Raw genomic sequence first — 23,292 nt, 5'->3', positions numbered from 1 at the left:
AAATATGTACTAAGGAGTTAATTATGAATGAAATTCTTCGTGAAATTGGAATGATTGCAAGGGCATTAGATTCTATAAGTAATATAGAATTTAAAGAATATGACCTTACAAAAGGGCAGTATTTGTACCTTGTGCGAATTTGTGAAAACCCAGGAATCATTCAAGAAAAGTTAGCTGAGATGATAAAAGTAGATCGAACAACAGCAGCTCGTGCTATAAAAAAACTTGAAATTAATGGCTTTATTGAAAAGAAAGAAGATAAACATAACAAAAAAATTAAAAAACTCTTTCCAACAGAGAAAGGGAAAAATGTTTATCCTTTTATAAAAAGAGAAAATGATTATTCCAATATCGTTGCATTAGAGGGATTTTCCGAAAGAGAAGTAGAAACCATTTTCAATCTTCTTCAAAGAGTAAGAAAAAATATAGAAAAAGACTGGGAATTTGTAAAAAAGGGAAACAAGAGAAATTATTGATTATATAAAGGAGCGGCATATATGACTATAAATATAAAAAAGTGTACGCTTGAAGATTCACGCAAACTTCAAGAAATTAGTTATGAAACATTTAATGAGACATTTAAGCATCAGAATTCACCCGAAAATATGAATGTCTATTTGGAAAGGGCATTTAACTTAAAACAATTAGAAAAAGAATTATCCAATATTTCTTCGCAATTCTTTTTGTTTATTTTGATAATGTAGTCGCTGGATATTTAAAGGTCAATACCAATGATGCTCAGTCTGAAGAAATGGGTGCTGAATCACTTGAAATCGAGAGGATTTATATAAAGAAAAAATTTCAAAAACATGGGCTTGGTAAATATCTGCTAAATAAAGCTATGGAAATTGCGATGGAACGTAATAAAAAGAAAATCTGGCTAGGCGTATGGGAAAAAAATGAAAATGCTATTGCTTTTTATAAGAAACTGGGGTTTGTTCAAACTGGAGCCCACTCTTTTTATATGGGTGATGAAAGACAAATGGACTTTATAATGACCAAAACACTCATATAACTTTTTTTGAAAGGTGGATTATTATGTATATTCCAAAATATTATAAGGTCAAAAATGTTGATGAAATTTGGGGTTTTGTTCAAAAAAACTCTTTTGGCACGATTGTCACAACAGAACAAGGGAAACCAATTGCCACTCATTTGCCTTTGGGGTTAAATAAAAAAGGTGATGATTACTATATTACTGGGCATATGGCATATGGAAATCCTCAGTGGAGAACATTTGAAACCTGTGAAGATGTGCTTGTAATGTTTCAGGGATCGAACGCTTACATTTCTTCTTCTTGGTATGGGCATGAAGAAGTTCCAACATGGAATTATCAAGCCGTCCATGTATATGGTAAAGCAAGCATTTTAGAGAAAGATGAATTAATAGAAGAATTAACAATAATGCTGGAAAAATATGAAGAAAATCGTGAAAATCCTGTTTTATGGGATAAACTTTCTCCTTATCTCTTAGAAAGTGAACTGAAAGGTATAGTTGGATTTAAGATTAAGGTGGGAGAAATTCAGGCTGCTGATAAATTAAGTCAGAACCGAAATGAAACAGATTATATTAACATCATTGATAAATTACAAAATGAAGGAAATCCAAATTCGAAACAAATGGCAGAACTAATGGAAAAGAGATTAAAAAATCACATATAACACAATTTTTATTCAACCCTCAGATGCAAGAATTAAAGAGCTGTGACGATGAACTGCACCCCAATTGTTAGACAACATCTAACAATTGGAGGTGCAGTTTTTTTGACTAAATATACGATAGACGAAAAATTACATGCAGTTTTAGAGTACATGAAAGGGAAAAAATCCTATAAATCCATCGCACAAGAAAGAAATGTAGGTTTATCCCCTCTGAAGAGATGGGTCGCTCGCTATCTAGAACATGGGATGGAAGGAATTGCTTCATCCTATACAAATTACACTCTGCCCTTTAAACTAGAGGTACTTAATTATATGAACGAATATGGGGCATCGATCAGCGAGACCGCTGTACACTATAATCTTCCTTCCGATTCTACACTTTTGAAATGGTCAAATCAGTTGAAGGAAGGAGGTATAGACGCCCTTAAACCAAAGAAAAAGGGGCGTCTATCCATGAAAAAAGAAACCAAAAAAACATCACCAGCTAAAGGCTCTCAAGAAGCACTTCTTGCCGAATTAGAATACTTACGTGCAGAGAATGCCTATCTAAAAAAGTTGAATGCCTTAGTTCAAGAAAAGGAAGCCCTACAAAGAAAGACAAAGCGAAAGTAGTCCATGAACTAAGGAAACAATTTGATTTAAATCTGCTTCTATCCATTTCTAACATGGCACGGAGTACATACTATTATTGGGTAAACGCCTTCGGGCGTGAGGATAAATACACAGAAATGAAATCCCTTATCGAAGAGATTTTCCATACGCATAAAGGGCGCTATGGGTATCGGCGTATCACCCTAGAATTACGTAACAGAGGTGCTCGCATCAATCATAAAACAGTTCTCCGATTGATGAATGAACTAGGATTGAAGTCTTTAGTTCGCATGAAGAAATACCGTTCGTACAAAGGGAAAATCGGCAAGATTGCACCCAACATTCTAGCACGTGATTTCAAGGCAACAAACTCAAATGAAAAATGGGTGACAGACGTCACAGAATTCCATCTAGCTGGGGAGAAACTATACTTATCGGCCATTCTTGATCTGTTTAATGGAGAAATCATCGCCTATAATGTCGAATCTCGGCCTGTTTATCCCCTCGTTTCCAAAACGCTGGAGAAAACCTTTGACCGCTTGGAATCGAAAGATTCACCCATTCTTCATTCATATCAGGGCTGGCATTACCAGATGAAACAATATTCGCATGATTTGAAAAGACATAACATTACACAAAGCATGTCCCGTAAAGGGAATTGTCTCGATAATGCGGTCATAGAAAACTTCTTTGGCCTATTAAAATCAGAGTTACTTTATCTTCAAGAAATTTCAAACAAGAATTAGAAGAATATATCCATTACTACAATCATCAACGAATCAAGGTAAAATTAAAAGGCATGAGCCCGGTAGAATTCCGGGTTCATGCCCTCAAGGCTGCCTAATTAAATAAAGTGTCTAACTTTTTGGATTCACTTCACGATCAGCTCTTTTCTTATGGAGCTAAATCCAATTAATAGTATAGTCATATGTACTAGATCCTTTTTGTGGTCTATTTCTTGATCGAAGAAAAATTCAGCTGAGGGGTATTGTACCAAATAATTTACATTGCTTTTATTTTTCGAGAAAATAAAGGTACAATTAATACTTATATAGTTTATTGATAATAAAAGATAATGAGGTAGGAAAAAAATGATTGCAAAAACAGAAGAAGATTTTAATGGTTTGAAGGAAATTGGCAAAATTATTGCCTCCATTAGAGATGAATTGGTACAAAGAACAATTCCTGGCATAACGACCAAAGAACTTGATGATATAGCCGGAGAACTTTTAGAAAAAGCAGGTGCAGTTTCAGCTCCAAAAGGTGAATATGATTTTCCTGGCTATACTTGCATTAGTCTTAATGAAGAAGTGGCACATGGTATTCCGGGTCATCGGGTTATTCATGAAGGGGATCTAGTAAATATAGATATATCTGCTTCAAAGAACGGTTATTTCGCAGATACAGGAATCTCATTTGTAGTAGGAGAAGGAGAAGAAGTATTAACGAAAATATGCGACGTTGCTAAAAAGGCATTTGAAGCAGGTCTTAAGAAAGCAAAACCCGGTTCCAAAAAAAGCAGAATCGGAAAAGCAGTATTCGAAACAGCGAGACAGCATGGATTCACTGTTATCAAAAACCTTACAGGACATGGTGTTGGACGTAGAATACACGAAGCACCTGACCATATTTGTAATTATAATGATCCATGGGATAATGAAATATTAAAGGAAGGGATGGTTATCGCATTCGAACCATTTATTTCAACCTTTGAAGAAGAAGTATTCCAAAAAGAAGACGGTTGGACCTATGCTACAGAAAAAAGCTATGTAGCACAATTGGAACATACGATTATCCTTACTAAAAATGGTCCGATTATTGTCACACTTTAATTCAAGCATAGACGGAAAAGACTCGTATAAATATAAGTAGTTCGCTTACCGTGTAGGAAACTAAAATGGAGTAACATATAAATTCGTAACACTTTTAAAGAATGTTACTCGCATCTAAAAAAAGAAGGATTCGATTGGTGTATCCCACATCAACCCACTTAAATAAGGGAGTTGATGTGGCAGCTCTTTTCTTATGGAGCTAAAGGGGCAGGTTAGTTCAACAAAAAGTCATTAAAAAAGAGTAATGTTATACTTTTGAAAAGGGGGAAATTAAATGATATTGGAAGCTGTTATGCTACAAGTTAAGGAAGGTTTGGATGCAGAATATGAAGAAGCATTTCGTGGGGCATCAGAAATTATTTCTTCAATGAAAGGGTACATATCTCACGAATTACAGCGTTGTATTGAAGTTGAGGGGAAATATTTACTACTGGTGCAGTGGGAAACATTAGAAGACCATACAATTGGATTTAGACAATCCAACGAGTATCAAGAATGGAAAAAGAAATTACATAATTTTTATGACCCATTTCCAACAGTTGAACATTTTGAGAAGGTTAAACTTTAATAGCTGTTCTTGAACTAACAGGTGCTTTAGTTTTAGAACAAGAGTTGCTACGACAACTTTTTTTATGGGCGAACGGATGATTATTTAATATCCTTTAAGAATTCTTCTAAGGAATCATAAAATACAGATGGTTCCCATTCGCCCATGCCGTGTTTAGCAGTCAGAATAGAATAATTTTTATTATGTATATCCACAAATATTGAGTCTCCTAAACCTTCATCGTAACCTATAACAAACCAACTTTCTTTCCAATCGCCTTCGTTATTGCCTACAAAGGAGTTACCTTCCTATCTTCTCTATATCCTAGTTGTCCTTCTTCAAATTCATCTTTGGAAAACAGATGAAAAGAAACGGAGATCGTTTCCTCTTCTACGCTCTTAAAATTTATTTCAATCTCATTAGTTTCGAGTGCTTTAAATCTGCTTAAAATCTTCTCTAAATCTTGATTTAACAATTTCTTTACCTCCCTTTTGACCCATTGTCTATTTTAATTATATCTTTTCTCTTCTACTAACAGGTGCTTTACTTCAATAAGGGAGTTGCTTTGGCACCTTTTTTTTGTATGAAAACACTTTAGTGAAAGGCCATGCTTAAATAAGCCCACCAAATTCTAATTTTTTTGAAGGACGTAAATGTACTATGTCGTTATTTTAACTGGTTATGCAGTTTGTTGTTCTGATGGATCGATTGTATAGCCTTTCTTTTTTAGGTATTCGATCATTTTTAATTCTTTGTTCATTTGTTTTTCTTCAAGGTAATTTGAGCCTAGTTCATGATAGGGTTCTCCTGTTTTTAAGATGTTGTAAGCAATCGTCAATAGTAAATGAGCAGAAGCAATTCGGCCCTTCATTTTTCCCTGTCGTTTGGTAATCCTTTTTCGATGTGAAGCAATTCGATTAATTTGCCTTGAGGTTGCCAGTACACACTCTACGGCCATCGTTTTTAATGCTTTGTTACCTTGTGTGGTTTTACTCGTTTTTTTTTACCAGCACTTTCGTAATTTCCGGGACTCACACCAGCCCAAGAGGCAAGATGTTTAGCTGACTTAAATACGGACATATCAACGCCCATCTCTGCAATAAAAGTAGCTACGGCAGCTTTGTTCACACCAGGTATTCCATCCAATAATTCTACTTCCTTACGATAGGGGGACAGGAGTTGATCGATTTGTTTTTCCAATTCTTCTATGGCTTTTTCTAAATAACTCATATGCTCCCAATGGTAACGCAACATATCACGATGATGACGGCGAATACGACCATTAATTGCACTGGCAATGTCCGTAATACTTGCTTTTGTTCGCCAATCCACCATTTTTCGAAGACCATCGGTCTCTATTTTTTCACCGTTTAGAATCGCTTCAAGGATACGGCGTCCCGATACACCAAAAATGTCTGATAGTACGGATGTTAGCTTGATATTAGCATCTTGAAGAATTTTGTGAATGCGATTCTGCTCTGAAGTGCGATGATGAATCAATTTTTTTCGATAACGAGTAAGATCTCGTAAATCACGAATATCCTCCGGTGGAACAAAATTGCTTTCAATAAGTCCACATCTTAGAAGCTTGGCAAGCCATTCGGCATCTTTCACATCAGTTTAACGCCCTGGAACATTTTTGACATGTCTGGCATTGGCAAGAACAAGGTGAAAAGAACCTTCAAGTATATTCCATATTGGTTTCCAATAGACTCCGGTACTTTCCATCACAACATCGGATACCTGAAGGGTAGTTAACCAATCACTTAAAGCCAAGAGTCCCGTTGTTGTAGTTGAAAACGTTTCAATAGAGGTTTTTGGCTTTTTATCTAATGGACCAAATAATACACAGGCTACTACTGTTTCTTGGTGTACATCTAGGCCAGCACACCGTTCAATCATTGCTTCCATAGGAGAATCACCTCAATAAAAGATTAACAATACATATGACAGGAGATTTGTTACAAAATTTTTTGTATACGTACTTGTAGTACACTAAATGGTTCTTCAATACTGTCACAACCAGTTTCTTATACAGGGTATCTTCCTTAAGATCCACCAAAAAAAGTTCAGCCTGGTTGTATTGTTATCATCCATTATTGTCAAGGGTTTAATGGGTTAGACTTTATTTTGGGTAAAGAGCAGGTTTTCGTGGTAGATGGTGGCGGCGAGGAGCGCCGCCATAGGAGTTTCTTATGGAACAAAAAGGGCAGGTAAGTTTATCAAGCTATGTAGACACCAAAATTAATATGTAATGGAAAAAGGGATTTTTGACGGTTATGTGAACAGGTAGGATTAGCAACTAGACATAGAGAATACCTATTATCAAAAGGGGGCTTCTTTAATGGAAAAAGAAAACTTACTACCTGTAAAATGTTCGGCGTGCAAAAAAGAATTGGACGCAATTGACTTGGTCATAATCAATGAATCACTTCAGCTGACGCATATTCAATGCCCGAATAAAGGAGAAATAGCAATTATTGATGTAGGATATTTTAATGCTGTATCCCGAAAATACCTGACCTGTATTCATGAAAAAGCCCTATTAAGTAGGGGCATGTAAATCTTTCTTTTGCAATTGCATTGTGGCAGATTATGTACTGATTGTGTTTTCTTACACTAACAGTGCTTTACTTCAATAACAAGGGTTGCTGCGGCAACCTTTTTTTCTTGTGGAACTAAAGGGCCAGGATACTTGAAGAGTGTTGTTTGACCTTTATTCAACAATTGAGCCAGATTGTTGGACATTTCTTTAAATTCGCACTAAGTCTATCGGCGAAAAAATAAACATCTACACTTAGATTCATTACGGAGAACCATATCATTAATAACGGAGCGATTTTAACCATATCAGGCAAGATTGGCTTTTTATTTATTTAGGGTAGTACATTCATAGTGCAATAAAAAAGATCTTAAGGCTATAGCCGCAAATTCCTGCATATAATTTTATATTGATAAAAAGGAAGGTGGGCTGAATATGGACATGTATGATCTCAGAAAAGCGATCCATTACTATCAAACAAAAATACAAGAAACGAATGATCCTTATTATTGGTTCTTTCTGGCTGATGCGCAGGTAAGAGTGGGATTAACAGACGAAGCACTGGAAACAATTGATAACGCCTTGTCGTTCCCAAATCCGTATCCTTCAAAGCAAGAGCTACTGGAAATGAAGGTGAAGCTCCAGTATTTTCTTTCAAGAGAAATAAATCAGAACAACCCTTCAATTGTAACTGAAAAGCGGGTAGATATTGACGGAGACGGTATAATTGATAATGTCCTTCTTACAGCAAATAAAACTCCTGATAGTCCACTATGGCAAAATATAACTCTTGTCATCCAAAATGGGCGAACAAATCACTATCAGCAATTCCCCTTAAAGGATAACCTCGGATACAACCCCACACTCTTTCTTGGTGATTTTACAGACAACAAGGTGGATGATATTTTAGTAGTCATGGATACAGGAGGAAGCTCCGGTACGATTTATACGTATGTATTTTCTTATATTAACGGTCAAATGAGGCAGATTTTTAATTCTGATGCATTCAATGAAGATTATAAGTACAGTGTGACCTATCAAGATCAATACAAAGCGACTGTGATTAGTCATAAACTAAAAGAAAAGTACATTCTTGAACTTACTTACAAGTGAAATGAATATTTAACTGAAATTTATAATAAGAATGGTATTTTGAAGGCATCGATAGAAGGCTGGGTCAATCCTTTGTCCGGTTTATATCCGGTCGATTTTAACAAGGACGGCACTTATGAGCTCGAAGCCTATCAGAGGATAGCAGGGAGGTACAATGCTGACTCACTCGGATTTGTACAGACCGTATTGAAATGGAACGGGCATGTGTTTGGTCCTGACCGGCAGAATGTGGCAATCTTTGGCGGGGAAATATAGCAGCTGGAATCATTATTTTTGGTATCTAAAGAAACTTCTTCATGTGTACGAGATTAATAGGCGATATTTCATCGCAATTTGAATTTCGGTCTACAATATCTGAATTTGATTTCGAGTCAGAACGATCGGCATATCGAATTTGTGAAATTACGAATGTATCAAGAGCTTCATGTATAGTTAAAAATTAGGAGGAGTTAGAAATGACAAACCGTAACAATGAAGCTTCACCACTTTATTATTCTAGAGTCGCAGGGTTCGGGCTTCTACTTATGGCTATCCTTGCTATGTTTTCTAACTTTTCTGTTTTTAATGGTCTTATTATATCGGATGATGCAGCAACAACTGCTAATAACATCATAACTAATGAGATGTTATTTAGAAGTGGATTTATTAGCTTTGTCATCGTGCTTATTCTTGATGTGCTGTTAGCATGGGCACTGTATGTTCTACTCAAACCCGTTAATAAGAATCTTGCGATGCTCGCCGCGTGGTTTAGATTGGTATACACCGCCATTTTTGGTATCGCTTTGCATAATTTTTTGAATGTTTTACAACTTCTAAGTGGTACTGAATATTTGACGGTATTCACAACAAATCAGTTACAAGCTCAGGTGATGTTACTAATCGATGCTTTTAACAATGGATGGATTATTGGATTAGTATTTTTTGGATTTCATTTGTTTGTCGTTGGTTATTTAATAATCAAGTCAGGAGGCTACATACCAAGAATGATTGGGTTCTTCTTGGTCATTGCATCTGCTGGATATTTAATAGATAGTTTTGCACATTTTCTTCTACCCAACTACACCGACTACAAAACGATATTCTTACTGGTTGTAGCCGTACCCGGTGTGATTGGAGAGCTTTCATTAGCATTCTGGCTTTTGATTAAGGGTGTAAAGGTTCAACAGAGGCGATAGTTATCCAAAAAAAGGAGGGCTATCAATTGCTGTTGTTGAGCAAGAATTTGCTTTTATAGCTGACGACTTCGGGGATTGCTTATTATTAAACTTAACGGTGCGTTAGTTTAAGATCCGAGCTGCCTTTAAGGCAGCTTTTTCTTTTATCAACTATCGGGGGAGGATTGTTGAACAAGAAATGAGATAGAATACAGAAGGAAAACCTCACTCCTTGTTATTCCTTTTAGAACTAAACCAGCTAATAGGATGTCAATATCTTTCTCTAAAATTTTCATTTCCCTTATGATATACTATTTGGCCATGTCAAATAACCCTCCAGAATCCTTTTGGAGGGATTTCCCTCTGTTACACAAAACCGTTAATCAGGCTAAATCTAGGAAAGTTTCTTTTCTCTTTAATAAAGCGTAAATCCAATGAAGCAACTTATTAATACAGGCAACGATTGACACTTTGGCAGTGGAAATGAGTTTGGATTCCTTATATGTCCCACTCATGCTAACGTCTTGAACATCATGTATCCGATTATACAAGTGAACCATCTCGTGCATTAGGGTATCCATTGTTTCGTAGAAATCCAAGTCAAGAAATTCTGGTGTTAAGTTAATTTCAAACATCTTATGTACAAACGGCAACATTGTAGGTAATAACTTATAAAATAACCGAACTGGAACTTATTATTCACTTTGTTTTTTACCCGAATTACATGACAGATTCAAGTTACTATCGGTTTTAATTCGGGGTATATTTCTTCTTTCTGATCTCATACTAAAGATAAGAAGGAGGGGTATCCATGGCAAAACGAACAAAGAAAAATGATGCAGACCAAAAGAACAAACAAGGATTTGATTCAAGCAAAACTGATTCAGAATTCTCTCAAGAATTTGGCAGTGCAAACGCTAATCAAGCACATAAAAATAAAGCAAAAAAAGAAAAAGCTTCTAAAAATCAAGGTGAGTGGAAAGGCATGCATTAATTAATACTTGCCAGACTCGACTTATGATAAGTGATACCTGCACCGAGTACAAAGGGTGGAGGCTTATCATGCTTCAAACTGTTTACTGAACTTTAAGTAAAGGAGCTTATTTAGATGACTCAATCTAAGCGACAACAAGAACGCCAATGGAAAGATCGTAAACAATCGCAGATTCCACATGGTAAGGTCAGATCATTTGAACAATTAGCTGAAGATATGGGCAAAAATGAATCTGAAACTAAGTAAAACTGTTTAAGAATGAGAGGCTATCCCAAAGGGTCAGAGCCCCACATAATAGTGAGGTCACTCCCTTGGGGTACCCTCTCTTCCTTTTACAGGGTTTGTTCTTTTTTTAGTGAGCTGATTAACCTTACGAGTAACCCCCATAACGGGCAAGTGTTCGGAATGCTTTCAAGCGGGCCTATAGTTCATTAATGGTAATTCCATATCAAACCAACCTTTAACAATTAATTTTTAAATGAGGTAATTATATCTGCTGCTAAGAGATTAGAGCCACTTACTCCTTTCAAATATTTTAAACTTCCTTCACTTGACCAATCAATGTTTTGAATATTGGTTAAACTCATAGAAATTTCAGTATTGTTCAATTGATTAGATGAAAAATTATAGTTGTCTGAAATAATGTGATTTCCAGCGATGGATAGAGCATTTAAACAAACTATATGAGTTAGTCTATATTTTTTGTAATCGCTCCATTGGTTAGGCAATATATTTTTTATATCATTAAAGTAATAGAGTGAAATATATAAAATTTTTTTCTTAGTGTAATTCAGCTAAATCTAACTTTCTTGTCAATAATTTTAAAAAATTATGGATGTTTTGTAGTGTGATATGCTTTTCTTTATTTCTCTTACCAATAAGAGGCCCGATGCTGTAAAAAGGGCTATCAGGATTAATAATAAGTTGGGTTGCAATCCAGATAAGATTATCGTTGTTTCTCTTCAAATATCTGCTTAATGAAGATCCAATTCCTTAGCCATCTGTACTTGTTGGGTTGACACTATAAGTGCCGATGATATAATTTGTTAAAAGAATGTAAGTATGGATGGAAGGTAGGCTTATTTTAATGAAACCACTGCAGCACGAAAGTGTAATTCCACTTTATCACCAATTAATGGAGAGGCTGAAGGGTTCTATTGAAGAGGGGAATTGGACGCTTGGTGATAAAATCCCATCTGAAAATCAATTAATGGACCAATTCGGTGTGAGCCGGAACACAGCAAAAAAAGCAATTGAGGAACTAGTACAGGAAGGCATCCTTTACCGAATTCAAGGAAAAGGTACATTCGTGGCAAAACCAAAATTGCAACAGTCATTGATGGGGTTTTACAGCTTTAGCAAAGTATTAAAAGAAAAAGGAATGAACCCCACAGATATCATTCTAAAAATAGAGGAAGTTAAACCAACTGCAAAAATCAGGGAAGCGTTGCTGCTTGGAGAAGATGAGAATGTCATTGAAATGAAGCGCCTTCGTTGTGCCAACGATGAGCCGTATATTTTGGAATCATCGTTCATTCCGAAAAACGTAGTTTCTGATACGGATCAACTTAAAAAAGTTGGCGAAATTTCATTATATGATTTATTTTCACAACAATTTAATATCGTAGTAACCAAAGCAAAAGAGGCATTTGAACCCGTCCTCATTCGTGCTGAAGAAAGTGAGTACCTTCAAACGGAAGAAGGCCGTCCGGCACTGTTGCTTGAACGAACAGCCTATGATATCAATGGAATGCCTGTTGAATTTTGTATATCCATTGTACGGGGCGATCGCTGCCGCTTTTACACCGAACTAACGTAAAGGTTGAATCACTCATAGCATTGTGTCTATGAGTTTTTTTAGTTCAACTCATACCCAAAACCCGCTAACATGAAAGATACGAGAAAATAGTATATTACAGTATAAAGGAATCAAATTTTGTTTTTTTATTTTTTTAGTTGTTGGGTTGACAGGTTAACATGCAGAAGTATATATTTGTATTAGTTATAATTTTCTGTCAATAACTCGGAGCTTGGAAACTTTTTTTAATCAATGTTGAACCTACAACCCATTAACTATTAAGTGAAAAGGAGTATGCTGAACGAAGTAAAACTACTCTTAAAAACATTATAAAAATTCAAAAAGTATTACTTAAATAGGATAAAAATTTGTTATCCTATTTAAGAAAGCGCTTAAGTACATAATTAAGAGGTGTTTTATTAGTGACAAGATTAAAGGATATTGCAGAACATGTAGGCGTTTCTATTTCTACTGTTTCGAGAGTAATTCAAAATGATCAGACTCGAAATGTTAACCAGGAAACAAAAGCGAAAATTTGGGAGGCTGTTAAGGAGTTAGGGTATATACCAAATCGGCATGCTCGAAATTTAGTTGCTAACAAGCAAGAAAAGAGTAACATAAGAACAATGAAAATTGGATGGGTAGCCAATCCAAAACAAGCGGAAATTAACCCTTACTTTGCAAATATTTATACAGGTATTCGTGATGAATTAACAATTAATGATTACAACTTGATTAGTATTACCAGGGATGAACTTGAAAACGAGGCGCTACTTCTTAAAACTATACATGATTCGGGGATTGAAGGACTGCTTCTTATCGATAAGATTAATGATAGCATTATCGAATATATTCAACAAAATATACCTCTATTAGGATTGGACTTTTTTATACAGATAAAAATATAGCAATCGTAGACTACGATCGCGAGGCATCTATTAAAATGGTGGTTCAGTATTTGGTTAAGCAAGGTCACAAGGACATAGGGTTTATTGGTGGAGGTGTTAATGAAACTTTTGAAGATATGTATGCTGAACATCGTTTTAAAGGTTTTCAACATGCCATGGAAGAAGCCGGACTAGCTATCCAACCTGAATGGGTAAAGAATACACAGTGGAAAATGGAAACTAGCTATGAGGAAATGAAAAGTTTGATTAAAAGAGATCCATTGCATTTGCCAACAGCAATGGTTTGCGCGAGTGACTTGATGGCCATCCCTGCCATGAGAGCTGTCAGAGAGAATAAACTTAGAATTCCAGAGGATATCGCTTTCTTTGGGGTCGATAATATTGAAATGGGCAAATATTCGTCTCCACAGCTGTCGACGGTAGAAATCCCTAAATATGAAATGGGAAGAATTGCAGCTAAAACCATTATGGAAATGGTAGAAGGGAAAATTAAACTTCCGATAAAAATCATATTGCCATTTGAATTAGTCCTTCGGGAATCATCTAACATTAAACGAACCTAAGCGGTTCTTTTTTTGAAACTTGTTGGAAAACGTTTGGAGTAAATCAGGAAAACATTCGGAAAATGGAAGATAGGGGAGTATACCATGAAACAAATGACAGCAATAATTATCGGAGCAGGTGACAGAGGGGTAAGAGCTTATGCACCTTATGCCTTAGATTATCCTAATGAATTAAAGATCACAGGTGTGGCTGAGCCGTGTAAAGAAAGAAGAACTAAATTTCAACTAGAACATAATATTTCCAATGAAAATTGTTATGAGTCGTGGGAAGATGTATTCAATCTAGAAAGAAAAATTGCAGATATTGCTATTATATGTACACTTGATCGCAATCACTTTAAACCGACCATGAAAGCATTGGAACTGGGTTATCATGTTCTGTTGGAAAAACCTATGTCCCCAGATCCAATGGAATGCATAGCGATGGAAAAAGCAGCCCAAAAGTATAATCGACATCTTACAATATGCCATGTATTGAGGTATACAGAATTTTGGGCAACGATTAAAAAGGTTATTTCCAAAGGGGAAATTGGAGAGGTAGTATCTCTTCAATTAAATGAAAATGTAGAAGTGATGCATATGTCGCATAGCTTTGTTCGTGGTAATTGGAATAATAAAGAAAGAACAAGTCCGATGATTCTGCAAAAATCATGTCATGATATGGATATTATTTCTTTTGTGATAGGCAAGGCGTGTAAACGTGTCAGTTCATATGGTTCGCTTATGCATTTTAAGGAAGATAATGCACCAATTGGAGCGCCGAAGAGATGTTTAGACGGCTGTCCTGTTGAACATGAATGTCCATTTCATGCTGGAAGGTATTATCTTGGTGAAGGAAAAGGATGGGCAAGGAAATTTACAGAAGACTATACGAATGAAGGAATCATAAAAGCATTAAATGAAACTCCATTTGGAAAATGCGTATATCGCTCAGATAATAATGTGGTGGATCATCAAGTTGTAAATATGGAATTCGAGGGTGGAGCAACAGCGACGTTTAGTATGTGCGGATTCACAAAGGAGCAAACACGTATTGTTCAAATAATGGGAACAAAAGGAGAAATACGTGGAAATATGGAGGAAAATAGTATTTCGATCTTTAATTTTCTTACCAAGCATGAAACGGTAATAAAATTTGACAATCCCATTGGTGGACATGGTGGTGGAGATAACAGCATCATTAGAACTTTCTTGAGAGAAATTCAAAATGGAAATAAACAAGATAGCGTTTCTTCCGCATTCGCTTCAGTAAGAAGTCACCTAATGGCATTTGCTGCTGAAGAGTCAAGGTTAAAACAGGGTCAATCCATTAATATTGACGATTATTCTAATAGTTTAGAAGAAAATACCAAGAGATAAATGTTCCCTATATTAAGAGAAAAGTACCATCTCCCATCTTCTTTGGAGTGTAAATTCAATATAAAGAAAGTTTGTTCACATCCCGGGTTCTGGTTGACACAATAAAGCCATCGTCTTATGACTAAAGTATTTTAAAAAATTAAAAAAATTATTTCCCGAGACTATTTTATTTAGTGGAGGTGGTAAGCGTTATACAAATCAGCATTCGTCTTATTTCTCAGTTATGTAGTAGTAAAAGTTTTAATGGATGAAATAAATGTAAGGGCTATAATGGGGGAACTTGTCATAAAACCATTCATGTTCTAGGAGTATTTTGTTAGAAATCTACTAAACTTTATTTGAAAGAAGGGTAACATGATGAAAAAATGGCTAATAATGCTTTTAACCGCAATTTTAGGATTAATAGGATTAGCCGGATGTAGTAAGGATGACACTGCATCAGGGGACGGAAAGGTTGAAATTACTTATGGATTTTGGGATAAGAAGCAAGTCACTGCCATAGATGAAGTTATCAAATTATTTAACGAAAAATATCCGAACATTAAAGTGAAAACGGAAATTACTCCTTATGGTCAGTATTTCCAAAAACTTGAAACTGCTGCAACTGGCGCGGCGTTGCCAGATGTTATGTGGATGAATGGTGCCCATGTTGACCAATATGCAGAAGGAAAGGTAATCCTCCCACTTACTAACCTTGCAAAAAAAGAAAACCTTAGCTTAGATAATTATCCGAAATCTTTGATTGATCTTTATACTGTTAAAGGAGAAATATTTGGTATTCCAAAAGACTTTGATACAACAGGCTTATGGTATAACAAAAAAATTTTTGATGAAGCAGGTGTGCCATATCCAGATGACACTTGGGATTGGAATAAGTTAAAGGAAGTCGCTAAAAAACTGACAGATAAAGATAAAAGTATTTGGGGCTATGCTGCATTAATGGGTAACCAAGGTGGCTATTATGATTTCATTTGGCAAAATGGCGGTTATATTATTTCTGACGATGGCAAGTCCGTAGGTTTTGATCAACCGGAGGCCATTGATGCACTTAATTATAATATTAGTTTCATTAAGGAGGGATTATCTCCAACACAAGCTCAAATGACAGAAACAGCCGCTTCTGAATTATTCTCTTCAGGAAAAGTAGCTATGATGTTTGATGGTCCTTGGATGGTACAAGAGTATAAGAATAATCCTGATATAAATGTTGCTGTAGTACCAAAAGGAAAACAGCGCGCGGTTGCTATTCATGGGCTAGCCAATGTTATTGCGGCTAACACAAAGCATAAAGATGCTGCATGGAAGTTTGTCCAGTTCCTAGGCTCTAAAGAAGCAGCAGAGATATTTGCGAAAACAGGGACGGTTATCCCAGCTTATAATGGTACACAAGATGCTTGGATACAAGCCGTTCCAAATATTAATCTTCAAGCCTTTATTGAAGGTGTTGATTATTCTGTTCCACTGCCTAGTGTGAAAAGCACAGGAGAAATATGGCAGTATGAAACGGACGTTCTTAAAAAGGTTTGGAGCGAAGAAGAAAGTGTAGAAGATGCCGTAAAAGAGTTAACAGAAAAGGCAAATGAGGCGCTATCTAAGAAATAGAAAAATGAAGAAGAGAAGATGTTTCTTCTCTTCTTTCCTTAAAAGGAGTGAATACAGTGAAGGAACATCCTCTACAGGTTGAAGTGAAAACGAATACAAAACTTAAGGTTTCTAACTTAACGAAGACAAGGAAAAGTTCAGACTTCTTTTGGGCTTATGTCATGATTGCTCCTACCATGTTAGGCTTGTTCATTTTTTACCTGTGGCCTATCATTCAGACCTTTTACTTTAGTTTCACTGAATGGGGAGCATTTGGTCATTATGAGTGGACGGGATTAGATAACTATAAGCGGATGCTCGAGGATGCTAACCTTATAAAATCGTTTAAGAATACGGGGATTTATATTATTTTTACTGTTCCAATTGGGATTTTCTTATCTATTCTAATAGCGGTACTCCTGAATCAGAAAATTAAAGGGAAATCCGTTTATCGCACATTATATTTCTTACCCGTAATTACTATGCCTGCTGCCATCGCAATGGTTTGGAAATGGCTTTATAATTCTGATTACGGACTGCTAAACTATCTTTTGTCTTTATTTGGGATCAAGGGTCCACAGTGGGTAAGTGATCCGAAAATTGCCTTATATTCGATTATTGTGGTAGCAATCTGGAGTGGAATTGGTTATAACATGGTCATTTTCCTTTCCGGACTACAAGGAATTCCAAAGTCCTATTATGAAGCAGCGGAAATGGATGGAGCGGGTCCAATCAGTGTGTTCTTTAAAATTACACTGCCACTGCTCTCTCCTGTTATTTTCTTTGTAAGCATCACTTCTTTAATTGGAGCTTTTCAGGTGTTTGATTTAATTTACATGATGATTGGAAAAAGTAGTACAGCCTTGGAAAGCACACAATCGGTTGTTTATTTATTCTATCAGCACGCTTTCGTTTTAAACGATAAGGGATATGCAGCAGCAATCGCTGTTCTATTATTAATAGTAATCCTGATTATCACTGCAATCCAAATGGTCTTACAGAAAAAATGGGTTCATTATGACTAAAGGAGGGAGAACCATTGGAAAGAACGAGACAGTTTGTAACAAGTAAGACATTCCTTATCCATTTCGTCCTTATTGTTGGATCTGTGGCAATGGTCATGCCTTTTTTATGGATGATCTTAACCTCATTAAAAACTTATGCTGAGTCTATTCATGTTCCGCCTGTTATAATTCCGAAGGATTTCCAATGGGGGAACTATATAGAGGTTTTTGGACTTCTGCCCTTTTTCAAATTTATGTTTAATACCTTTATAATTACGGTCGTCCGGACAGCAGGGCAGCTATTTTTGTGTTCGTTAGCCGCCTATGCATTCGCTCGGATTGAATTTCCAGGCAGGAATATTCTGTTTATGTTAGCTTTATCGGTATTAATGGTACCAGGCCAAGTGTTTTTACTCCCGCAATATATGATTATGGTGGAACTTGGCTGGTTAAACACATTACAGGCGGTAATAGTCCCAGGTCTGTTTAGTGCATTCGGTACGTTCCTGCTAAGGCAATTCTTTATGGGGCTTCCAAAAGAACTAGAAGAGGCAGCCAGACTTGATGGCTGTAACCATTTCCAAATTTATTGGAAAATAATGCTTCCCCTCGCCAAACCTGGTTTGATTGCTTTGGGTATTTTCACTACTCTTTGGAGCTGGAATGAATTGATGTGGCCAATGATTGTGAATAGTTCTCCTGAAGCAATGACACTTTCTGTCGGATTGTCATCGCTCCAAGGTCAATATTTAACAAACTATCCTATACTTATGGCAGGCTCCTTTTTAGCGATAATGCCAATGCTGATTTTATTTATCATCTTGCAAAAACAATTTATTGAAGGAATTGCAGTAACAGGCGGAAAATAAATAGAAAAATATACATGCTTCAATAGGGCTAACTTTTAAACTAAATCTAAAATATTTCTAGAATATTGCAATATGTTGGGTTGACCCAACAAGTAGTGATGGTATAAAATAAATAAGTATAGATGGTAAGTATGGTTTTTGGAAGGCAGGCTTATTGTAGACACTTTTATACTGAATTTACGTTTTAAAAAACTCATAGTATTTTGGCTATGAGTTTTTATTAAATATAACTTGTACCAACAACCCAACTATGTAAAGAGGATATAAAAAGTCTGAAAGAATTGACTATTTTCTTTGTGGAAGTGGGAAAAAGTTTATGAAGTGTTGAGAATCGCTTGTTCACAAAGTAGACGATGGATAGGAATAAGAGGTGCAGGAAAATGAAAAAGGCAATCGGCATTGACATTGGAGGGACAAAAATTGCAGCGGGTATCATTACGGAATCGGGAGAATTGCTAAAGCGCGAGGATGTAAAAAGTGATCCTTCAGACCGGGAAAATATGTTTGCTAGAGTCATAGAAGCGGTGGAACAAGTTCTTGAAAAATCATCTTTTTCCTTAGCTGACATAGAGGGCATCGGTGTGGGTGTACCAGGTAAAGTGGATTGTGAAAATGGCATCGCTATTTTTCAAAATAATTTACCGTGGAAACAGTTCCCCATCACTGCTCGTTTACGGGAGCAATTCGGACTCGAGCAGATTAGTATTGACAATGATGTCTATATGGCGGCATTTGCCGAGTGGAAGGCTGCTCAGGTAAAGCGGAATGAGACATTTGTCTATGTGACTATTAGTACCGGAATCTCATGTTCCATCATTCAAAATGGTTCATTTTTCAGGGGGGCCGGATTCGCCGGGGAACTTGGGTTGATACCGGTACTTTCGAAGGCAGACAATAAGGGAAATAAGCGATTGGAAAAAGTGGCTGCTGGACCTGCCATCGAAAAGTTGGCAGAAAAGGAATTGCAAGTTGAAAAAATTTCCACTAAAGAAGTCTTTGCAGGCTATGCAAATGGGACTGGGGAATATCTACCCATCATTGAAGAAGTAACTGACAACTTAGCTCAAGGACTTTATACGATTTCCTGTTTATTGGATCCACATAGAATGGTTTTCGGAGGCAGTGTCATCGTAAACAATCCTTTTCTGCTTAAGTTAATGAAAGAAAAGCTAAAAAGCTACCAATTACCTGAACAACACCATATTTTAGGCCAAATGAGCATCAGCACATTGAAGCAAGACAATGGCGTCGTTGGTGCAGGATTGCGAGTATTCGAGAGATTATAAAAAAAGAGGAGTGTCGGAGATGTTTACACTTGATAAAGAAAAATTAGTATCGTTAGGTGCATCGATTACAACAGAGGAAATCAAGCAACAACCTGTTTTATGGGATGAAACCTATTCATTGTATACAAAGAAACACGTAGAGATTCAAGCATTTTTGCAAAAACTGGCTGAGCAACATGAACGAATTCGTGTCATTTTTACAGGTGCTGGAACTTCTGCCTATGTCGGTGATACGGTCACACCTTATTTAAAAGGAAAAGTGGATGAAAAAAAGTGGGAATTGCTGAGTGTACCGACTACCCATTTGGTGTCTAACCCCTATGAATTTTTAAAAGCAAATTTCCCAACCTTGTTGGTTTCATTTGCTCGAAGTGGCAATAGCCCCGAAAGTGTGGCTGCCGTAAAATTAGCTGAACAAATCGTAACGAACTTCTACCAGTTAACGATTACTTGTGCAAATGATGGCGAGTTAGCGATAAGGGCAAAAGGTGATGAACACAATCTTTTGTTATTGATGCCCGAAAGAGCCAATGATCAAGGATTTGCTATGACCGGAAGCTACTCATGCATGGCGCTAACAACATTACTCGTTTTTGATCCGCTTCCATTGGAGGAAAAAGGGCCAATTGTCCAAACGATTCGCCAAATGGGTGAAAGTGTTATTCGTAGAGAAAAGGATATCCAAAAAATCATCGATCGTGATTTTGAACGGATCATTTATCTGGGCTCAGGAAGTTTAGAAGGCTTAGCTAGAGAATCGCAGTTAAAGGTATTAGAGCTAACAGCTGGTAAAATTGTTACCGCATTTGATTCGCCATTGGGATTCCGACACGGTCCTAAATCATTTGTCAATGAAAAGGCGTTGGTTTTTGTTTTTGTTTCCAATCATCCTTATACACGTCAATATGATATGGATATGTTAAATGAATTGCAGCGAGATAACATTGCCAACTACATTTGTGCCATTGAAGTCGAAGGCAAAACCAGATTTGTTGGGAACACGTTTTTATTCGGCAGAGATGCTCAATCCGTACCGGATGCTTACCTGGCATTACCTTTTGTCATGATTGGGCAAACTGTCTCACTACTAGCTTCCGTAAAAGTCGGTAATAAACCGGATACACCTTCACCGACCGGAACGGTTAATCGTGTAGTTAAAGGCGTAACCGTATACGAATATGAGTAAATAGAATGTACTTGAACGCTTAAGTAGTTTTATAGAATAAAGGGAAAGAAGCATGTCAACATTTATTTTCGCAGATAAGTTTTTCTTGAAGGTGGTAGTTCCTGGTTTTCTGGAAATTAAAGATGGAGAATTCGATATTTATTAAGAAAATAGACCCGATGGATCAGCAATGAGGTATTGCCACTGCCGCAGAAACCATTTATATGGCATGTACTGCACTTGCTAAGAGTGTTCAGTTCGATAATGAATGTGGGAAAAATTGCTGACTATATTGTGTTTAATCCTGAGCTGATTTAATCGCGACTTACATGAATGGTGTTTGTCGTTATCAAACCTAAACACAACCAGAAAGAGTATTTCGATGATTTTAGCTGTAACAATGAACCCATCGGCCGATATTTCTTATCCGGTTGATCGATTCAAGTTTGACGATGTCAACCGGGTAGAAACGGTACGAAAAAGGGCTGGTGGAAAAGGCTTGAATGTTGCCCGAGTGATCGCACAGATGGAAGAAGAGGTCTTGTCGACAGGTGTGTTAGGCGGAACGATTGGTGATTACATTGTTCAGGAATTAAATAAAAGTAATATTCCCAATGACTTTTTGAAAATCAAAAATGAATCAAGAAATTGTATTGCTATTATTCATGAGGGAATGCAAACAGAGATTTTAGAATCTGGACCGACGTTATCCAAAGAAGAAGGGACAGCTTTTTTAGAAAAATTCGAATGCCTGCTTACAACCGCTTCACTTGTTACGATTTCAGGAATTTTACCGAAAGGGTTACCAACTCACTATTACCGTAAAATGGTTGAAATCAGTCGTAATAAGGGAAAGCCCGTGATAGTTGATTCGTCAGGGGAATCGTTATAACAAGTCTTGATACATGAGAAAAAACCATTTGCCATCAAGCCGAATACTGCGGAATTGTCTCAGCTGTTGGGCTTCGAAGCTGAGGCTGGAATCATCGATTTGAAACAAATGTTAAACCATGAGATTTTTAAAGGGGTTGTCGTGTCCATGGGTGATAAAGGCGCCTTTGTCAGGCATTGGGACGATTATTATCAGGTTACGATTCCAAAAATAGATGTGGTCAATCCTGTAGGGTCCGGAGATGCGAACGTTGCTGGGTTAGCTGTGGCACTGAACCGAAATCAAACGGTGGAGTCTGTACTGAAAACGGCTATGACCACAGGAATGTTAAATACCATGGAAGCCGTAACCGGTTTTATTAATATAAACAAATTTAAACAGTACTTTGATTTAGTAAAAGTTGAAAAAATAGATTGATAGGAGAATGCAAATGTTAGATCTCACCAAAAATAAATTAGAAGCTCTTAAACGTTTATCGGATGAAAATGGCGTGATTGGAGCATTAGCCATTGATCAACGTGGCTCATTGAAAAAAATGATTGCGTCTGGGGATGCAAATCAAGTGGGAGATGAAGGTATCATCCGTTTCAAAGAATTGGTTTCTGAGGAATTAACACCGCTTGCAACTGCTATTCTATTGGACCCAGAATATGGTTTACCGGCAGCAAAGGTCCGCGACAAGAACGCAGGTTTATTAGTGGCCTATGAAAAAACCGGTTACGATGCGTCAGAAGTGGGCCGGTTGCCTGATTTATTACCGGAATGTTCAGTAAAACGTTTGAAGGAAGCCGGCGCTGATGCTATCAAATTCTTACTTTATTATGATGTAGATGAAGAAGAGAAAATCAATAACTATAAGCATGTCTATATGGAACGGGTTGGATCCGAGTGTGCGGCTGAAGATATTCCATTTTTCTTGGAAATAGTCTCTTATGATGCTGGAAATAATGATGTGAAAAGTAAAGAGTACGCAAAAGTGAAACCGAATAAAGTGATCAGGGCCATGAAGGAGTTCTCCAAACCTCAATATCAAGTTGATGTGTTGAAAGTTGAAGTTCCGGTAGATATGTACTTTGTGGAAGGTTATGCGGAAGGCGAAATTGTTTACAGTAAAGAAGAAGCTGCATTTCTTTTCAAAGAACAGAGTGAAGCAACAGAACTGCCGTTTATCTTCTTAAGTGCAGGGGTAAGTGCAAAACTATTCCAAGAAACATTGAAATTTGCCAAAGAATCCGGTTCTACCTTTAACGGTGTGTTATGTGGCCGGGCAACCTGGAAAGATGGTGTGGCATCATTTGCTATAAATGGAGAACAAGCAGGACGTGCCTGGTTACAAGATACAGGTAAAAGAAATATTGAAGAACTGAATGTAGTATTGAAAGAGACAGCCAGTTCCTGGTTCGAGAAAGTAAAAAAATAATTCAATTTAAGC

21 protein-coding genes and 5 pseudogenes are annotated in these 23,292 nt (G+C 36.7%); 22 read left to right on the top strand and 4 right to left on the bottom strand.

Features of this window, described 5'->3' with window-relative positions:
• Nucleotides 1–23: 23 nt before the first annotated feature.
• From JFV29_RS15330 to JFV29_RS15305, 6 genes and pseudogenes are all read left to right on the top strand, one after another.
• Nucleotides 24–476, top strand: a complete 453-nt coding sequence (locus JFV29_RS15330; protein ID WP_098177371.1) for a MarR family winged helix-turn-helix transcriptional regulator — start codon at nt 24–26, stop codon at nt 474–476.
• Nucleotides 477–497: 21 nt separating this feature from the next.
• Nucleotides 498–1,015: pseudogene (locus tag JFV29_RS15325) on the top strand (GNAT family N-acetyltransferase).
• 23 nt (nt 1,016–1,038) lie between these two features.
• Nucleotides 1,039–1,662 carry an FMN-binding negative transcriptional regulator gene (locus JFV29_RS15320; RefSeq protein WP_201185006.1) on the top strand — a complete coding sequence of 208 codons (624 nt, stop codon included), beginning with the start codon at nt 1,039–1,041 and terminating at the stop codon, nt 1,660–1,662.
• A 102-nt stretch (nt 1,663–1,764) separates the two neighbouring features.
• Nucleotides 1,765–3,097 (top strand): annotated as a pseudogene (locus JFV29_RS15315) (IS3 family transposase).
• Nucleotides 3,098–3,344: 247 nt separating this feature from the next.
• Nucleotides 3,345–4,085, top strand: a complete 741-nt coding sequence (gene map / locus JFV29_RS15310) for a type I methionyl aminopeptidase (protein WP_201185005.1) — start codon at nt 3,345–3,347, stop codon at nt 4,083–4,085.
• Nucleotides 4,086–4,359: 274 nt separating this feature from the next.
• Nucleotides 4,360–4,653 (top strand): antibiotic biosynthesis monooxygenase family protein, encoded by a 294-nt coding sequence (locus tag JFV29_RS15305; protein ID WP_201185003.1) that lies wholly within the window; start codon nt 4,360–4,362, stop codon nt 4,651–4,653.
• A 268-nt stretch (nt 4,654–4,921) separates the two neighbouring features.
• On the opposite strand, the gene JFV29_RS31430 is transcribed toward JFV29_RS15305, so the two are convergent.
• The 3 genes and pseudogenes from JFV29_RS31430 to JFV29_RS15295 all read right to left on the bottom strand — a co-directional run bounded on the left by JFV29_RS31430 (nt 4,922) and on the right by JFV29_RS15295 (nt 6,534).
• Nucleotides 4,922–5,107: a hypothetical protein gene (locus JFV29_RS31430; protein ID WP_342366564.1), complete on the bottom strand. Its 186-nt coding sequence runs from the start codon at nt 5,105–5,107 to the stop codon at nt 4,922–4,924.
• 204 nt (nt 5,108–5,311) lie between these two features.
• Nucleotides 5,312–5,590: a hypothetical protein gene (locus JFV29_RS30615; protein ID WP_242486895.1), complete on the bottom strand. Its 279-nt coding sequence runs from the start codon at nt 5,588–5,590 to the stop codon at nt 5,312–5,314.
• 5 nt (nt 5,591–5,595) lie between these two features.
• A pseudogene (locus tag JFV29_RS15295) lies at nt 5,596–6,534 on the bottom strand (IS110 family transposase).
• A gap of 442 nt (nt 6,535–6,976) precedes the next feature.
• On the opposite strand from JFV29_RS15295, the gene JFV29_RS15290 reads away from it, so the two are divergent.
• From JFV29_RS15290 to JFV29_RS15280, 3 genes and pseudogenes are all read left to right on the top strand, one after another.
• Nucleotides 6,977–7,195, top strand: coding sequence for a hypothetical protein (locus JFV29_RS15290; RefSeq protein ID WP_201185001.1), 219 nt, complete (start codon nt 6,977–6,979; stop codon nt 7,193–7,195).
• Nucleotides 7,196–7,801: 606 nt separating this feature from the next.
• Nucleotides 7,802–8,542 (top strand): annotated as a pseudogene (locus tag JFV29_RS15285) (VCBS repeat-containing protein).
• Between the two features lie 200 nt (nt 8,543–8,742).
• Nucleotides 8,743–9,462 carry a DUF4386 domain-containing protein gene (locus JFV29_RS15280; protein WP_201184998.1) on the top strand — a complete coding sequence of 240 codons (720 nt, stop codon included), beginning with the start codon at nt 8,743–8,745 and terminating at the stop codon, nt 9,460–9,462.
• A gap of 362 nt (nt 9,463–9,824) precedes the next feature.
• On the opposite strand, the gene JFV29_RS15275 is transcribed toward JFV29_RS15280, so the two are convergent.
• Nucleotides 9,825–10,094: a hypothetical protein gene (locus JFV29_RS15275; protein ID WP_207205216.1), complete on the bottom strand. Its 270-nt coding sequence runs from the start codon at nt 10,092–10,094 to the stop codon at nt 9,825–9,827.
• 158 nt (nt 10,095–10,252) lie between these two features.
• On the opposite strand from JFV29_RS15275, the gene JFV29_RS15270 reads away from it, so the two are divergent.
• From JFV29_RS15270 to lacD, 13 genes and pseudogenes are all read left to right on the top strand, one after another.
• Complete coding sequence (locus JFV29_RS15270; protein ID WP_056524041.1) at nt 10,253–10,435, top strand: hypothetical protein; 183 nt, start codon at nt 10,253–10,255, stop codon at nt 10,433–10,435.
• 114 nt (nt 10,436–10,549) lie between these two features.
• On the top strand, nt 10,550–10,681 hold the full coding sequence (locus JFV29_RS30610; RefSeq protein ID WP_242486894.1) for a DUF6254 family protein: 132 nt from the start codon (nt 10,550–10,552) through the stop codon (nt 10,679–10,681).
• Between the two features lie 820 nt (nt 10,682–11,501).
• On the top strand, nt 11,502–12,254 hold the full coding sequence (locus JFV29_RS31155; RefSeq protein ID WP_274606976.1) for a GntR family transcriptional regulator: 753 nt from the start codon (nt 11,502–11,504) through the stop codon (nt 12,252–12,254).
• Nucleotides 12,255–12,655: 401 nt separating this feature from the next.
• Nucleotides 12,656–13,141: a LacI family DNA-binding transcriptional regulator gene (locus JFV29_RS30595; RefSeq protein WP_342366304.1), complete on the top strand. Its 486-nt coding sequence runs from the start codon at nt 12,656–12,658 to the stop codon at nt 13,139–13,141.
• A gap of 35 nt (nt 13,142–13,176) precedes the next feature.
• Nucleotides 13,177–13,704, top strand: a complete 528-nt coding sequence (locus JFV29_RS30590; RefSeq protein WP_242486893.1) for a substrate-binding domain-containing protein — start codon at nt 13,177–13,179, stop codon at nt 13,702–13,704.
• 84 nt (nt 13,705–13,788) lie between these two features.
• Entirely contained in the window at nt 13,789–15,063 is a 1,275-nt protein-coding gene (locus tag JFV29_RS15250; RefSeq protein ID WP_201184993.1) for a Gfo/Idh/MocA family protein, read from the top strand.
• 357 nt (nt 15,064–15,420) lie between these two features.
• Nucleotides 15,421–16,665, top strand: coding sequence for an extracellular solute-binding protein (locus JFV29_RS15245; RefSeq protein WP_201187866.1), 1,245 nt, complete (start codon nt 15,421–15,423; stop codon nt 16,663–16,665).
• 83 nt (nt 16,666–16,748) lie between these two features.
• Nucleotides 16,749–17,669, top strand: coding sequence for a carbohydrate ABC transporter permease (locus tag JFV29_RS15240; protein ID WP_342366593.1), 921 nt, complete (start codon nt 16,749–16,751; stop codon nt 17,667–17,669).
• Nucleotides 17,670–17,758: 89 nt separating this feature from the next.
• A complete protein-coding gene (locus JFV29_RS15235; RefSeq protein WP_201187862.1) occupies nt 17,759–18,517 on the top strand; it encodes a carbohydrate ABC transporter permease in 759 nt (252 codons plus the stop codon).
• 380 nt (nt 18,518–18,897) lie between these two features.
• Nucleotides 18,898–19,803, top strand: a complete 906-nt coding sequence (locus JFV29_RS15230; RefSeq protein ID WP_201184990.1) for an ROK family protein — start codon at nt 18,898–18,900, stop codon at nt 19,801–19,803.
• Nucleotides 19,804–19,822: 19 nt separating this feature from the next.
• Nucleotides 19,823–20,989, top strand: a complete 1,167-nt coding sequence (gene agaS / locus JFV29_RS15225) for an SIS domain-containing protein (protein WP_201184988.1) — start codon at nt 19,823–19,825, stop codon at nt 20,987–20,989.
• A 361-nt stretch (nt 20,990–21,350) separates the two neighbouring features.
• Nucleotides 21,351–22,277: pseudogene (locus JFV29_RS15220) on the top strand (hexose kinase).
• A 13-nt stretch (nt 22,278–22,290) separates the two neighbouring features.
• Complete coding sequence (gene lacD, locus JFV29_RS15215) at nt 22,291–23,280, top strand: tagatose-bisphosphate aldolase (RefSeq protein WP_201184986.1); 990 nt, start codon at nt 22,291–22,293, stop codon at nt 23,278–23,280.
• Nucleotides 23,281–23,292 lie beyond the last annotated feature (12 nt).

The organism is Peribacillus sp. TH16, from assembly GCF_016651095.1.
Taxonomy (GTDB): Bacteria; Bacillota; Bacilli; order Bacillales; family DSM-1321; genus Peribacillus; species Peribacillus butanolivorans.
This window is presented reverse-complemented; position numbering and strand designations above follow the sequence as displayed.

Coding starts and splice junctions, on each gene's coding strand:
- JFV29_RS15320 (WP_201185006.1), top strand. CDS start 1,039: ATGTATATTCCAAAATATTATAAGGTCAAAAATGTTGATGAAATTTGG.
- JFV29_RS15245 (WP_201187866.1), top strand. CDS start 15,421: ATGAAAAAATGGCTAATAATGCTTTTAACCGCAATTTTAGGATTAATA.
- JFV29_RS15330 (WP_098177371.1), top strand. CDS start 24: ATGAATGAAATTCTTCGTGAAATTGGAATGATTGCAAGGGCATTAGAT.
- JFV29_RS15235 (WP_201187862.1), top strand. CDS start 17,759: ATGGTCATGCCTTTTTTATGGATGATCTTAACCTCATTAAAAACTTAT.
- lacD (WP_201184986.1), top strand. CDS start 22,291: ATGTTAGATCTCACCAAAAATAAATTAGAAGCTCTTAAACGTTTATCG.
- JFV29_RS15280 (WP_201184998.1), top strand. CDS start 8,743: ATGACAAACCGTAACAATGAAGCTTCACCACTTTATTATTCTAGAGTC.
- JFV29_RS15290 (WP_201185001.1), top strand. CDS start 6,977: ATGGAAAAAGAAAACTTACTACCTGTAAAATGTTCGGCGTGCAAAAAA.
- JFV29_RS15230 (WP_201184990.1), top strand. CDS start 18,898: ATGAAAAAGGCAATCGGCATTGACATTGGAGGGACAAAAATTGCAGCG.
- JFV29_RS15270 (WP_056524041.1), top strand. CDS start 10,253: ATGGCAAAACGAACAAAGAAAAATGATGCAGACCAAAAGAACAAACAA.
- JFV29_RS31155 (WP_274606976.1), top strand. CDS start 11,502: ATGGAAGGTAGGCTTATTTTAATGAAACCACTGCAGCACGAAAGTGTA.
- map (WP_201185005.1), top strand. CDS start 3,345: ATGATTGCAAAAACAGAAGAAGATTTTAATGGTTTGAAGGAAATTGGC.
- JFV29_RS15305 (WP_201185003.1), top strand. CDS start 4,360: ATGATATTGGAAGCTGTTATGCTACAAGTTAAGGAAGGTTTGGATGCA.
- JFV29_RS30610 (WP_242486894.1), top strand. CDS start 10,550: ATGACTCAATCTAAGCGACAACAAGAACGCCAATGGAAAGATCGTAAA.
- JFV29_RS15250 (WP_201184993.1), top strand. CDS start 13,789: ATGAAACAAATGACAGCAATAATTATCGGAGCAGGTGACAGAGGGGTA.
- agaS (WP_201184988.1), top strand. CDS start 19,823: ATGTTTACACTTGATAAAGAAAAATTAGTATCGTTAGGTGCATCGATT.
- JFV29_RS30590 (WP_242486893.1), top strand. CDS start 13,177: ATGGTGGTTCAGTATTTGGTTAAGCAAGGTCACAAGGACATAGGGTTT.
- JFV29_RS30615 (WP_242486895.1), bottom strand. CDS start 5,590: ATGGCCGTAGAGTGTGTACTGGCAACCTCAAGGCAAATTAATCGAATT.